Below are 13662 nucleotides of genomic sequence, written 5' to 3'. Positions count from 1 at the left end.
TCGCAACCCGCGCATGCCCCACTGTTGCAGGGGCCGGACGCCCCGTTGCATGCACCAAGACGCGCATGGGCGTAGACTCCCGCGCCTTCCGCCCGGCACCTCCATGAAGATCGGCATCGATTTCGGCACCAGTTATTCGGCCGCCGCCGCCCGGGTCGGCGACGACCTGGTGCACATCCGCTTCGACGGACAGCCGCAGTTCCGCACCGCGGTGTTCTTTCCGACCACCCTGCCCGACCTCGACGCCTTCGAGCTCGACCACGCGATGGAGGCCGAGGTCGACGCGATCGCCCGCTCGCTGCGCAGCGAGGAAGCCCGTGCCGGTGGCGCGCCCCGCCCGTCCGCGCAGTTGCGCCGCGACGCGGTGCGCATCGTGCGCCGACAGTGGCTGGAATCGCGCATGCGCGATGCGCAGGCCTCGGCCGCCGACCTGCAGCACGCGGTGTTCGGCGAGGCGGCGATCGAGAGCTACCTGCTCGAAGGCAGCGGCAATCTGGTGCAGTCGCCCAAGTCGATGCTCGGCTTCAACCTGCATCCGCGCGCGAAGGAGACGATCACCGGCATCGCCGCGCACATCCTCGAACACATCCGTCTGACCGCCGGCCAGCAGCTCGGCACCACGGTGCGCTCGGCGACGCTGGGCCGGCCGGTGCGCTTCCGCAGCTCGCTGGGCGAGGCCGGTGGCGAGCAGGCCTTGGCGCTGCTGCGTGAGGCCGCGGGGCAGGCCGGCTTCGATTCGGTCGAGTTCCTCGAAGAACCCGCCGCGGCCGCCCTGCACTACCACGCCGAAAGCCCGCAGCGGCACACCACGCTGGTCGTCGACATCGGCGGCGGCACCACCGACATCGCGCTGGCCGAAGTCGGCGGCGATGCGCCGCCGCGTGTGTTGCGCGCCTGGGGCGTGGGCAACGGCGGCACCGACGTCGATCTGGCGCTGAGCATGGCCCAGGTCATGCCGCTGTTCGGCAAGGGCGCCAGCCGCATCCCGGTGCACCACTTCGTCGAGGCCGCGACCGTGCAGGACATGCCGCGCCAGCGCGAGTTCCACAAGCGCGATTTCGGCCATGTCGACGCGCCGTTCGGTCCACGCCTGCAGACGCTGCAGCAGGACGGCGGCACGACGCGCCTGTATCGCGGCGTCGAAGGCATGAAGGTGCGGCTGAGCAGCGAGGATGCCGCGGGCCACGCGCTCGACTACGTGGAGCCCGGCCTGCGTGTCGACGCCACGCGCGCCGACCTCGAAGCGGCCAGCGCGCGCTTCCTCGACACCATCGGCGCGCTGCTCGACGAAGTCCGCGGCGATCTCGACACGCCGCCCGACAGTCTGTTCCTGACTGGCGGCATGTCCGGCGCGCCCTACGTGCAGGCCGCCGCGCAGGCGCGCTTCCCCGAGGCGCGCATCGTCCGCGGCGATCCTTCGCTGGGCGTGGTGTCGGGCCTGGCCGAGCACGCGCGCAACTGAGCACCTGCCCAGGGCCCGGCTGCGCTTGCCGGCGGGTGCGCGTGCGGACCCTGCACAGGTTCTGATCCCGCACACGCGCGTCGCGACCCGCAACACGCGCATGGAATAATCGACCCGCGCCGCACCCGCCGCGGCCGGGGACTCGCGATGCGCAAATGGATCCTGCGGGCGGTGCTCGCCCTCGTCGTGCTGCTGGTCGTGCTCGCGATCGCGTTGTGGCTGTCGCTGCGTGCCAGCATGCCCGCGCTCGACGGCGAACGCTCGCTGGCCGGTCTCGCGGCGGCGACCACGATCGAACGCGACGGCGCCGGCGTGGTCACCATCACTGCCGCCAGCGAGAACGATGCGATGCGCGCGCTCGGTTTCGTGCACGCGCAGGAACGCTACTTCGAGATGGACCTGATGCGCCGCGTGCCGTCGGGCGAACTGTCGGCGCTGTTCGGCGAACGCGCGCTCGACACCGATCGCCGCAACCGTGCGCACCGCATGCGCGCGCGCATCGATGCCTCCATCGAGCGCATTGCCGCCGGCCGCATGCCGCAGCTGCAGGCCTATGCCGACGGCGCCAATGCCGGCCTCGCTGCACTCGGCACACGTCCTTGGCCCTATCTGCTGCTGCGCCAGACGCCGCAGCCGTGGACGCCGGCGGATTCGGCGCTGACGGGCTTTGCGATGTACTTCGACCTGCAGGACGCGACCAACGCGCGCGAACTGCAGATGCATCGCCTCGGCACCGTGCTACCGCCGGCGCTGCTGGCGCTGTTCGCGCACGGCAGCAGCCGCTGGGATGCGCCGCTGCTGGGCGGATCGCATGGCGATGCCCGGTTGCCGTCCGCCGACGTCGTGGATCTGCGTCGTCTCGATGCGGCGCAGGGCGCGGATGCACGCATGGCGAACGTACCGCCCGCCGCGGCCGATCTCGCGCGCGGCAGCAACAACTTCGCCGTGTCCGGCGCACTGACCGCCGACGGCCGCGCGCTGGTCGCCGACGACATGCATCTGGGACTGCGCGCGCCCAATATCTGGTTCCGCGCGCGCCTGCGCTATCCCGATCCGCGCGCGCCGGGCGGCCGCGTCGACGTCACCGGTTTCACCCTGCCCGGCCTGCCGGCGGTCATCGTCGGGAGCAACACGCACGTCGCCTGGGGGTTCACCAACAGCTACGGCGACTACCTCGACTGGCAACGCGTCGTGCCGTGCACGTCGGGCAAGGTCGCCGGCTGCACACCGGTCGTGCGTCACGAGGAACGGATCGGGATGGCCGGCGGCGCACCGGTCACGCTGGTGGTCGAAGACACCGACTGGGGCCCGCTCGTCCACCGCGAGGAAGACGGAAGCGCCCTCGCCCTGCGCTGGACCGCGCACCTGCCCGGCGCGCTGAACTTCGGGCTGGCCGATTTCGCCCATGCGCGCGATCTCGACGACGCATTGGCTATCGCCGATCGCACCGCGACGCCGACCCAGAACCTCGTCATCGGCGATCGCGCCGGCCGCATCGCCTGGCGCCTGCTCGGGCCGATTCCGGTGCGCGGCGCCGGTTGCGACGGGCGCAGCGTGTCGCAGCCGCCATCGGCGGACGCGCCTGCGCCCGATGCCAACCTCTGCGCGCCGTGGCCCATCGCCACCGATGCCTCGCCCGTGCAGCGCGATGCCGACCGGCTGTGGACCGCGAACAGTCGCGTCGTCGACGGCGATGATTTCGTGCGCATCGGCGACGGCGGCGCAGCGCTCGGCATCCGCGCCTGGCAGATCCGCGAAGGCCTGCAGGCGCGCGCACGGTTCGCCGAAGCCGATCTGCTGGCGATCCAGCTCGACGATCGCGCCGTGCTGCTGACGCAGTGGCACGACCTGCTGCGCGAGGTGTCCGGCAGCGCCGACGACGACAGCGCCCTGCACGCGCTCGCCGCCGCCTCGCGCGACTGGAGTGGCCACGTCGGTGTCGATTCGGTGGGCTATCGCCTCGTCCGTGCATGGCGCCTCGCGGTCCACGCGCGCCTGGCCGACGGTCTGGCCGCGCCGGCACGCGCGGCGTTCGGCGCAGGACTCGAAACGCCCGATCCGCCCGCATTCGAAGGCGTGGTCTGGCCGCTGGTCACGCAACGCCCCGCGCATCTGCTGCCGCGCCGGTTCGCGTGCACCGCCCAGACCCAGCAGGGCGTTTGCGCGCCGACCGACGACGGTTGGCAGGCGCTGTTCGAAGATGCCGCGCGCGAAGTGCGCGACGAACTCGGCGCGCAGGGTGCTCTCGCCGAGCGCAGCTGGGGCGAGCGCAACACCACGGCGATCTGCCATCCGCTCGCGGCCGCGGTGCCGCTGCTCGGTAAGCGGCTGCTGTGCATGCCGGCCGAGCCGCTGCCCGGCGACGGCACGGTGCCGCGCGTGCAGGGGCCGGCGTTCGGCGCCTCGCAGCGCATGGTCGTCGCGCCCGGGCACGAGGCCGACGGCATTACCCACATGCCCGGTGGCCAGAGCGGCCATCCGCTGTCGCCGTTCTGGGGCGCCGGGCATGCGGACTGGGCGCAGGGCCGGCCGTCGCCGTTCCTGCCGCAGGCGACCACGCACACGCTGCGACTGGTGCCTCAATCCGCCGACGACGCGCCGTAACGGTCGTCGGCGCGCGCGGCCTCCGGCCGGACGCGGAACACGGCGCTGATGCGCGGCCCGACCGGTCGCGTCGTCTTCGGCACGCCGTGCAGATGGCTCAGCTGCGAGGCATGGCTCATCGCCAGCACGCTGCCGTGGGCGAGGTCGACGGCGATCGCGCGCTCGCGTCCGTCCTGCGCGCGCAGCAGCATGCGGCGCGGTGCGCCCAGCGACACCAGCGTCAGCGGATGGCCGGGCACCAGCGTGCGCAGGGTGTCGTGGTGCATCGCCACGCTGTCCTGGCCGTCGCGATAGAAATTCAGACCGACGCCGGTGTACGGCGCCCGCGCCAGCGCCTGCACGCGCGCGAGCAGCGCGCCCAGCGGCAACGCGGGCGGCAGGTCGTCGACCGGCCAGGCCGCGAGCAGCCGCGGCACGTCGACGACGCGGTCGTACATCGGCCGCCGGTGCCGGGTCCATGGCACGCCGGCCTGCAGCGCGGCGAACCAGACGTCCGCGGTGGCGGCGTCGACGGCGTCGGGCCAGTAGCGGATGCCGCCTTCGGCATCGTCGACGAGCACGATCGGGGATGGATGGGCGAACAGGGTCATGGGCATGGCGCAGGAATGCAGCGGCAGTACACCGCAGCTGTGTCGCGTGGCCTGCGACGCTGGCGCGAAGCCGCATGGCTGCCGCAGAATCGGCGCCCACCGTTCATGGATGACCGACCGATGCACCGGACCGCACGTTTCCTGCCCTGTCTTGCGCTGGTACCGCTGGCTGCCTGGGCCCGCCCCGAGAGCCGCGCCTACGAAATGGGCTACGCCGTCGGCCAGCAGATCGGCCAACTGGCACGCACCGCGCTGCCGCTGCTCGTCTGCGCCCTCGTGGCCGGCGCCGCCTGGCTTGCGTGGCGCGCGTACGCACGCCGCCGCGCGGTGCGCCTGCCGGAATGACGAACGCCCCGCAGCGCGGAGCGTCCGGTCTCGCGAACCGCTGACTCAGTCGCGCAGTTCGATCACGTCGAACTCGACCACCGGGTCGACTTCCGCGTCGTAATCCACGTCGTCGCGCTCGAAGCCGAACAGCTTCAGGAACTCGTGCTTGTAGCCCGCGTAATCGGTCAGCGCGAACAGGTTCTCCGTGGTGATCTGCGGCCACAGCGCCTTGCACTGCGCCTGCACGTCGTCGCGCAGCTCCCAGTCGTCCAAACGCAGGCGCCCTTCTTCATCGAGCTCGGCCGGCGCGCCGTCGGCGCGGTACATGCGCTCGCGGAACAGGCGGTCCAGCTGGTCGAGCGTGCCTTCGTGCAGACCGGCCTGCTTCATCACCTTGAAGGCGATGGCGATGTACAGCGGCAGCACCGGGATTGCCGCACTGGCCTGCGTGACCACGGACTTGAGCACCGCCACGTTCGCACTGCCGCCGGTTTTCGCCAGCTGCGCATCGAGACGACGCGCGGTCGCGTCGAGATCGGCCTTGGCCTTGCCCAGCGCGCCGTGCCAGTAGATCGGCCAGGTGATCTCGGTGCCGATGTAGCTGAAGGCCACGGTCTTCGCGCCGTCGGCCAGCACGCCGGCATCGCGCAGCGCATCGATCCACAGCTGCCAGTCCTGGCCGCCCATCACCGTCACCGTGTCGGCGATCTCCTGCTCGGTCGCCGGCTCGATCGAAGCCTCGATGATCTGGTCCTTGTTGGTGTCGATCGCGGTCGAGGTGTAGGCCTCGCCGATCGGCTTGAGCGCCGAGCGCACGACTTCACCGGTGCCGGGCAGCTTGCGCACCGGCGAGGCCAGCGAATAGACGACCAGGTCGACCTGGCCGCCCATCTCGTTTTTGATCAGCTCGATCGCCTGCGCGCGCGCTTCGTCGGAGAACGCGTCGCCGTTGATCGAGCGGCTGTAGAGACCGGCCTGCTTGGCGTACTTGTCGAAGGCCGCGGCGTTGTACCAGCCGGCGGTGCCGGCCTTCTTCTCAGTACCGGGCTTTTCGAAAAACACGCCCAGCGTGTCGGCGCCGAAGCCGAAGGCCGCGCTGATGCGCGCTGCGAGGCCATAGCCGCTCGACGCGCCGATCACCAGCACCTTCTTCGGGCCGTCGCTGCGCACGCCGCGCGCCTTGGTCGCTTCGATCTGGTCGCGCACGTTGTGGTCGCAGCCGGTCGGATGCGTGGTGGTGCAGATGAAGCCGCGGACCTTGGGATGGATGATCACGAGTGCTGTCCGGTTGTCTGGAAACGTAGGCGGCAAGTTTACGGGCTGGTGACGCCCCGGTCCCGTACGGGGGTCGATGGTGCGACGCCTGCGCATGCGCCGAATTGACAGTGCGCATCGCTGCCGCTGAACTGTGCGCCTCCCTTTACTGCCACTGGACGTCCCGGATGTCGTCGTCACGCTGGTCCGATTCGCCCGTCCGCTACGGACTTGTGACGCGTCTGCTGCACTGGGGCATGGCGGCGCTGTTCGCGTTCCAGTTCACCGGCATGGGCCTGAAGCTCGCGCTCGGCCGGCATCCGGTCAGCGGCTTCTTCGTCGGCCTGCACAAGCCGATCGGCACGCTGCTGATGCTGCTGATCCTGCTGCGCGGTGCCTGGGGTCTTTCGCAATGGCGGCGCCGCCCGCCGCATCCGCGCACGTTGATCGGTCGCGCTGCACTCGCGGGTCATGCGCTTCTGTATGCCCTGATGTTCTACGTACCCGCCGTCGCGCTGCTGCGGGAATTGGGCAGTGGTCGCGGATTCGCCCCCTGGGGCATTCCGCTGTTTCCGGCGACCGGCGACAAGCTCGACTGGCTGATGGCGCCGGCGAATCTCTCGCATGGCGTCATCGCCTGGACACTGCTGGCGGTCATCGCCGGCCATGTCGCGATGGTCGCCCTGCATCACGTCTTCTGGCGCGACACGACGCTGGCACGGATGGCGGGAAAGCTCTAGGTCTCTTCACCTTCCCGGGTACGCGGCCTGATTGGGGCCGTGTCTCAGCTTGCGACCGACGAAAGTCCTCCCCTGCATCGCGGGGGAGGGTCGGGTGGGGGCAAGGCATCAAGTTGCAGTAAGACATGGCACATGCGGACGCACCTGGTGGTTTGCGCCTTGTGAAATGTGTCGTGACTTCGAGCTTGCCCCCATCCCACCCTTCCCCCGCGCGCGGGGGAAGGAGCGGATTGCGGCGTGTCGAGACCCTATTGAGACACGACACGGATCAGGCGCACGCGGGGAAGGCTCCGGACACTACGCCGCCACCGCCGCGTTGTGGATGCCGGCGACCGCACGTCCCGACGGATCGGCGGCATTCGCGAATGCGGCGTCCCATGCGATCGCCGCCGGCGACGAACACGCGATCGACTTGCCGCCCGGCACGGTGGCCGCGGCCGCCGGTGACGGGAACACCTGCTCGAACAGGCTGCGATACAGATACGCCTCCTTGGTCAGCGGCGGGTTGTGCGGGAAGCGGCTCGTGGCGGCGGCGAGTTCGCGATCGCTGACCTGGCGCTCCGCATGGGCCTTGAGTCCGTCGATCCAGCCATAGCCCACGCCATCGCTGAACTGCTCCTTCTGCCGCCACAGGATCTCGTCGGGCAGATGGCCGTCGAAGGCCGCGCGCAACACGCCCTTCTCCATGCGCTGCCAGCCGTCGCTGCCGCGGTGGATCATCTTGTGCGCGGCATCGAAGCGCATCGCCAGGTCGAGGAACTCGCGGTCCAGGAAGGGCACGCGCGGCTCCACGCCCCAGGCCATCATCGACTTGTTCGCGCGCAGGCAGTCGTAGGTGTGCAGGGCGTCGAGTTTGCGTACGAGTTCCTCGTGGAACTGCCGCGCATCCGGCGCCTTGTGGAAGTACAGATAGCCGCCGAAGATCTCGTCGCTGCCCTCGCCCGACAGCACCATCTTCACGCCCATCGCCTTGATGCGACGCGCGAGCAGGAACATCGGCGTCGACGCGCGGATCGTGGTCACGTCGAAGGTCTCGATGTGGCGGATCACGTCGGGCAACGCGTCCAGCCCTTCCTCGAAGGTGTATTCGAACCCGTGATGCACGGTGCCCAGCGACTCGGCAGCGATCGCCGCGGCCGCGAGATCGGGCGAGCCCTTGAGGCCGATCGCGAAGGAATGCAGGCGCGGCCACCAGGCCTCGCTGCGGTCGCCGTCCTCGATGCGGTAACGCGCGTACCGTGCGGCGACGGCGGCCACCAGCGAGGAGTCCAGACCGCCCGACAGCAGCACGCCGTAGGGCACATCGGTCATCAGCTGGCGATGCACCGCGGCCTCGAACGCCTCGCGCACGTCGTCGAGCGTGACCTCGACGCCTTCGACCGCATCGTAGTCGCGCCAAGGGCGCTGGTAGTACTGCGTCAGCGTGCCGGTCGCGCTGTCGTACCAGTGGCCCGGCGGAAACTGCGCGACGTCGGCGCAGGTGTCGGCCAGCGCCTTCATTTCCGAGGCGACGCGCAGGCGACCTTCGCGGTCGTGCCCCCAATACAGCGGCACCACGCCGATCGGATCGCGCGCGATGATCGCGCGGCCCGCGGCGCGGTCCCACAGCGCGAACGCGAAGATGCCGTTGAGACGTTCGAGGAACGCCGAGGGGCCACTGCCGTCGGCCTCGTGTTCGCGGTACAGCGCGCTGACCACTTCGCAGTCCGACGCGGTCTGGAACGCGTAGGGCACGCGCAGCTCGGCCTTCAGCGCCTGGTGGTTGTAGATCTCGCCGTTGACCGCGAGCACCAGTCCGCCGTCCTCGGAGAGCAGCGGCTGCGAGCCGCCGGCCGGGTCGACGATCGCCAGACGCTCGTGCACGAGGATCGCGCGGTCGTCGACGAAAACTCCGCTCCAGTCCGGGCCGCGATGGCGCTGGCGCTGCGAGCATTCGAGGGCCTGCCGGCGCAGGGTGATCGCGTCGTCGCCGGGTTGCAGGCCGAAGATGCCGAAGATCGAACACATGGTGGGGCTCCTGGGTGATGGGTGTCGCGGATGGGGAGCCGGACGAGGGCCACAAAAAAACCCGCATCGCGGCCGATGCGGGTTGTGTGTCTGGTGCCTGCGCCTTGTTGCGTTACTGCTGCGCCCGCTCCCACACCCGCATCGACCGCGCACGATTATTCGTGCGCAGTGCGTTGCGGTTGCGATTGTTGGCGGCGTTGCGAGGCATGTGTCGAAACCTAAAGGGGTTGCTGCGAACCTGCAACCGTTGCGTGCGCAACGGCCGCATATCCGGGTCAACGGCGATCGCGTGCGCGAGCGGCCATCACTTCGCAGGTACCGCGTCGACCGGCAGTTCGGCGGCGGCGTTCTTCTCCGCCATCAGACGGTCGGGATCGACGAGCTGCGGGTTGTCGAGCACCTGCTGCAGACGCTCGCGATCGAGCTGACCAGTCCAGCGGGCGATGACCAGCGTGCCGATACCGTTGCCGGTGAGATTGGTCAGCGCACGGCCTTCGGACATGAAGCGGTCGATGCCGACGATCAGCGCGATGCCGGCCAGCGGAATCACGCTCTCGAATGCCGCCAGCGACGCCGCCAGCGTCACCAGACCCGCGCCCGACACGCCGGCCGCGCCGTTGGACGAGATCAGCATGAAGACCAGCAGCGCGATCTGCGTGCCCAGCGGCACTTCGATGCCGAAGGCCTGGGCGATGAAGATCGCGCCCATGGTCATGTAGATCGCAGTGCCGTCGAGGTTGAAGGAATAGCCGGTGGGAATGGTCAGACCGACGACAGACTTCGGGACGCCGGCCGCCTCGAGCTTGGTCAGCATGCGCGGCAGCACCGTCTCCGACGACGAGGTGCCGAGCACGATCAGCAGCTCATCGCGGATCATGCGGATGTACTTGAAGATGCTGAAACCCGACCACCAGCAGATCGGCCCGAGCACCAGAAACAGGAACAGCAGGCAGGTCATCCAGAAGCTGACCATGAAGTAGCCGAGCGAGCCAAGGATCGCGCTGCCGTACTCGCCAATGGTGAAGGCCATGCCGCCCATCGCGCCCAGCGGCGCGAACCACATGACGATCTTGATTACGCCGAACATCACCTGGGCAATGGTGTCGAGCGCCGCGACGGCCGGCTTGCCGCGCTCGCCGAGCATGGTGATCGCACATGCGACGAGGATCGCCATCACCAGCACCTGGATCAGCTGGCCTTCGACGAACGCGCCCATGAAGGAGCTGGGCACCAGATGCAGCAGGAAGCCGGTGATGCCCTCGCCCACCGCAGCGCCCGCGCTCTGCAGCGTGCCGTCGGCCGCCGACGCGTCGAAGGTTGCGATGTCCAGCCCCAGGTTGCGGCCCGGGCCCAGCAGATTGATGACGACCAGGCCGATGCCCAGCGCGAAGACGGTGGTGACGTTGAAGTAGATGACGGTCTTGAGCGCCAGGCCACCGGCCTTGGCGAGATTGCCGAGTCCGGCGATGCCGACCGCGACGGTGGCGAAGATGGTCGGCGCGATGACGACCTTGACCAGCTTGATGAAGAGGTCGGCCAGCCACTTCATCTGCGCGCCGACCTGCGGCGCGGCGAGGCCGATGACGATGCCCGCGGCGATGCCGACCAGTACCCAGAAGTACAGGTGGTGCCACAGCTGCTTGCGCTTGCGCGCGGGCCCGGGGGTCGGGGCTTTGACGGCGTTCTGGTCGGAAATGGCATTCATGCCGCAAGCCTGCCAGATGAACAACATCTGCAAACTCACACATAGGGACTAGATGGCGCAGTCAGTTTCGTCGCGATCGTCGCGGCTGCGCTGAAATCGCCTGCGAACTGCGACGAATGTCGATTTGTCTTCGAACGCGTGCGGGGGCTGCTTGTGGGGGAGCACGCTCGCGCAATTCCGGGAGACCGTTCACGTCGACGCTGTCGGAATCGGGCGCACGCGCGCTCCCACAACCGGTTCCGACTCGAATGTGGCAGCTGCGTATTGCGCGCACCTTCGAGGCACGAGTCTTTGCGCGCCTGACCCGCAAACGCAGAACGGGCCGCTTGCGCGGCCCGTTCCGGTGTCACCTGCGACGTCGGCAATTACTCGGCCGGCGCGCCCTCGCCCTCGGCGACGGCCTTCATCGACAGGCGGATACGGCCCTGCTTGTCGACTTCCAGCACCTTGACCTTGACCACGTCGCCTTCCTTGAGCACGTCGCCGACCTTCTCGACACGCTCGTTGGAAATCTGCGACACGTGGACCAGACCGTCCTTGCCGGGGGAGATCGTCACGAACGCGCCGAAGTCCATCAGCTTGACGACCTTGCCCTCGTAGATGCGGCCCGGCTCGACGTCGGAGGTGATCTGCTCGATGCGCGACTTCGCGGCCTGGCCGGCAGCGCCGTTGACCGAGGCGATCGTGATCGTGCCGTCGTCCTGGATGTCGATCTGGGTGCCGGTCTCCTTGGTGATCGCCTGGATGACCGAACCGCCCTTGCCGATGACTTCGCGGATCTTGTCCGGGTGGATCTTCATGGTGATCAGGCGCGGCGCGAACTCGCTGAGTTCCGAACGCGGGGTGGTCAGCGCGGCGCTCATCTCGTTGAGGATGTGCAGACGGCCTTCCTTCGCCTGTGCCAGCGCGACCTTCATGATCTCCTCGGTGATGCCCTGGATCTTGATGTCCATCTGCAGCGCCGAGATGCCGTTCGTGGTGCCGGCGACCTTGAAGTCCATGTCGCCGAGGTGATCTTCGTCACCCAGGATGTCCGACAGCACGACGAAGTCGTCGCCTTCCTTGATCAGGCCCATCGCGATGCCCGCGACCGGTGCCTTGACCGGCACGCCGGCGTCCATCAGCGCGAGCGACGAACCGCAGACCGAGGCCATCGACGAGGAGCCGTTCGACTCGGTGATCTCCGACACGACGCGGATGGTGTACGGGAACTCTTCCATCGTCGGCATCACGGCGAGCACGCCGCGCTTGGCGAGGCGGCCGTGGCCGATTTCGCGACGCTTCGGGCCCATCATGCGGCCGGCTTCGCCCACCGAGTACGGGGGGAAGTTGTAGTGAAACAGGAAGTGTTCCTTGTACTCGCCGGCGACCGAATCGATGATCTGGCCGTCGCGGGCGGTGCCCAGCGTGACCGCGACGATCGCCTGGGTTTCGCCACGGGTGAACAGCGAGGAGCCGTGCACGCGCGGCAGCACGCCGACCTTCGAGGAGATCGCACGGACGTCGGCCAGGCCGCGGCCGTCGATGCGCTTCTTGGTCTTGAGGACCGAGTTGCGCATGGTCTGGTATTCCTGCTCGCCGAATTCCTTCGACAGATCGCCCGCGGCCCAGGCATTGGCTTCGGCCTGCGGGGCGATGGCTTCGAGGATCGCCTTCTTGAGCTTGGAGATGGCGTCCTTGCGCTCGAGCTTGTCGCGCACCTGGAAGGCACCGGCCAGCTGCTCGCCGATGGCGGTGCGCAGGGTCGAGATCAGGCCTTCGTCGGTCGACGGCGCCTGCCAGTCCCACTTCGGCTTGCCGGCTTCGGCGACGAGCTCGTTGATCGCGGCGATCGCGACCTGCATCTGCTGGTGGCCGAACATCACGGCGCCGAGCATCACGTCTTCCGACAGTTCTTTCGCTTCCGACTCGACCATCAGCACGGCCTTGGCGGTACCGGCGACGACGAGTTCAAGGTCGGAATCGACCAGCTCGCTGGTGGTCGGGTTGAGCAGGTACTGGCCGTTCTTGTAGCTGACCTTGGCGGCACCGATCGGGCCGTCGAACGGCGCGCCCGACAGCGAGACCGCTGCCGATGCGCCGATCAGGGCGAGGATGTCGCCGTCCACTTCCGGGTTCAGCGACATCACCGTGGCGATGATCTGGACCTCGTTGCGGAAGGCTTCCGGGAACAGCGGACGGATCGGACGGTCGATCAGACGCGAGGTCAGCGTCTCCTTCTCCGTAGCGCGACCCTCACGCTTGAAGAAGCCGCCGGGGATGCGGCCACCCGCGTAGAACTTCTCCTGGTAGTCGACGGTGAGCGGGAAGAAATCCTGCCCTTCGCGCGCGGTCTTGTTGGCGACCGCGGTGACCAGCACCTGGGTGCCGTCACAGGACACCATGACGGCGCCGCCGGCCTGGCGCGCGATCTCGCCGGTCTCGAGCGTCACCGTCTGGCTGCCGAACTGGAAGCTCTTTGTCACTTTTGCCACGTTGAATTCCTTGATGTCTCTTGCGATGGACCGGCCGGGACCCATGCCCCGGGCGGGCGGGCGCTGGCACGCCCTAAAAAGAACCGCGGCGCATTTCTGCGCCGCGGTGGGTGTCAGTCTTAGCGACGCAGGCCGAGCTTCTCGATCAGCGCCTTGTAACGATCGGCATCCTTGCGGTGCAGATAGTCGAGCAGGCTGCGACGACGGTTCACCATCATCAGCAGGCCGCGGCGGCTGTGGTGATCCTTCTTGTGCGTCTTGAAGTGCTCGGTCAGGTGCACGATGCGTGCGGTCAGCAGGGCGACCTGAACTTCCGGCGAGCCGGTGTCGTTGTCGCCGCGCTTGTGTTCTTCGATGATCTTGCCGTTGTCGATGGTGCTGGTCATTTCGTGTTCTCGATGCGGGTCCCGCAGAAGACGACGACGTGTCGTGTGACCGTCGTGTACCGCCCGGACCGCCGGTTGGATGGATGTTGCGGTGTGCCCTGAAAAAGGCGGCG

The 13662-nt window shown here is 68.6% G+C and carries 10 protein-coding genes; 4 read left to right on the top strand and 6 right to left on the bottom strand.

Going from position 1 to position 13662, the window contains the following annotated elements; all coding sequences use genetic code 11:
• The first annotated feature begins 103 nt into the window (after positions 1–103).
• Both E2F49_RS01380 and E2F49_RS01375 read left to right on the top strand, forming a co-directional pair.
• Positions 104–1462 carry an Hsp70 family protein gene (locus E2F49_RS01380; RefSeq protein ID WP_133392302.1) on the top strand — a complete coding sequence of 453 codons (1359 nt, stop codon included), beginning with the start codon at positions 104–106 and terminating at the stop codon, positions 1460–1462.
• A 147-nt stretch (positions 1463–1609) separates the two neighbouring features.
• Positions 1610–4066 (top strand): penicillin acylase family protein, encoded by a 2457-nt coding sequence (locus E2F49_RS01375; RefSeq protein ID WP_133392301.1) that lies wholly within the window; start codon positions 1610–1612, stop codon positions 4064–4066.
• Here E2F49_RS01375 and E2F49_RS01370 read toward each other — a convergent pair.
• A complete protein-coding gene (locus E2F49_RS01370) occupies positions 4042–4656 on the bottom strand; it encodes an alpha-ketoglutarate-dependent dioxygenase AlkB family protein (RefSeq protein WP_133393404.1) in 615 nt (204 codons plus the stop codon). The genes E2F49_RS01375 and E2F49_RS01370 overlap by 25 nt on opposite strands.
• A 120-nt stretch (positions 4657–4776) precedes the next feature.
• Between E2F49_RS01370 and E2F49_RS01365 the strand changes: the two genes are divergently transcribed.
• Positions 4777–5001 carry a hypothetical protein gene (locus E2F49_RS01365; protein ID WP_133392300.1) on the top strand — a complete coding sequence of 75 codons (225 nt, stop codon included), beginning with the start codon at positions 4777–4779 and terminating at the stop codon, positions 4999–5001.
• Positions 5002–5046: 45 nt separating this feature from the next.
• Here the strand turns inward: E2F49_RS01365 and fabV are convergent, their stop codons facing one another.
• Positions 5047–6258, bottom strand: coding sequence for an enoyl-ACP reductase FabV (fabV, locus tag E2F49_RS01360; protein WP_133392299.1), 1212 nt, complete (start codon positions 6256–6258; stop codon positions 5047–5049).
• A gap of 167 nt (positions 6259–6425) precedes the next feature.
• On the opposite strand from fabV, the gene E2F49_RS01355 reads away from it, so the two are divergent.
• Entirely contained in the window at positions 6426–6977 is a 552-nt protein-coding gene (locus E2F49_RS01355) for a cytochrome b (protein WP_133392298.1), read from the top strand.
• Between the two features lie 297 nt (positions 6978–7274).
• Here E2F49_RS01355 and asnB read toward each other — a convergent pair whose 3' ends face one another.
• From asnB to rpsO, 4 genes are all read right to left on the bottom strand, one after another.
• Entirely contained in the window at positions 7275–8984 is a 1710-nt protein-coding gene (asnB, locus tag E2F49_RS01350; RefSeq protein WP_133392297.1) for an asparagine synthase B, read from the bottom strand.
• Between the two features lie 304 nt (positions 8985–9288).
• Positions 9289–10689, bottom strand: coding sequence for a C4-dicarboxylate transporter DctA (dctA, locus tag E2F49_RS01345; RefSeq protein ID WP_133392296.1), 1401 nt, complete (start codon positions 10687–10689; stop codon positions 9289–9291).
• A gap of 365 nt (positions 10690–11054) precedes the next feature.
• A complete protein-coding gene (pnp, locus tag E2F49_RS01340; RefSeq protein ID WP_133392295.1) occupies positions 11055–13163 on the bottom strand; it encodes a polyribonucleotide nucleotidyltransferase in 2109 nt (702 codons plus the stop codon).
• A gap of 119 nt (positions 13164–13282) precedes the next feature.
• Complete coding sequence (rpsO, locus tag E2F49_RS01335; protein ID WP_055247276.1) at positions 13283–13549, bottom strand: 30S ribosomal protein S15; 267 nt, start codon at positions 13547–13549, stop codon at positions 13283–13285.
• Between the last annotated feature and the right edge of the window lie 113 nt (positions 13550–13662).

It is taken from the genome of Luteimonas terrae (genome assembly GCF_004358165.1).
In the GTDB taxonomy this organism is placed as follows: domain Bacteria; phylum Pseudomonadota; class Gammaproteobacteria; order Xanthomonadales; family Xanthomonadaceae; genus Luteimonas; species Luteimonas terrae.
Note: the sequence above shows the minus strand (reverse complement) of the source record. Positions and strands in the feature narration are given on the sequence as shown.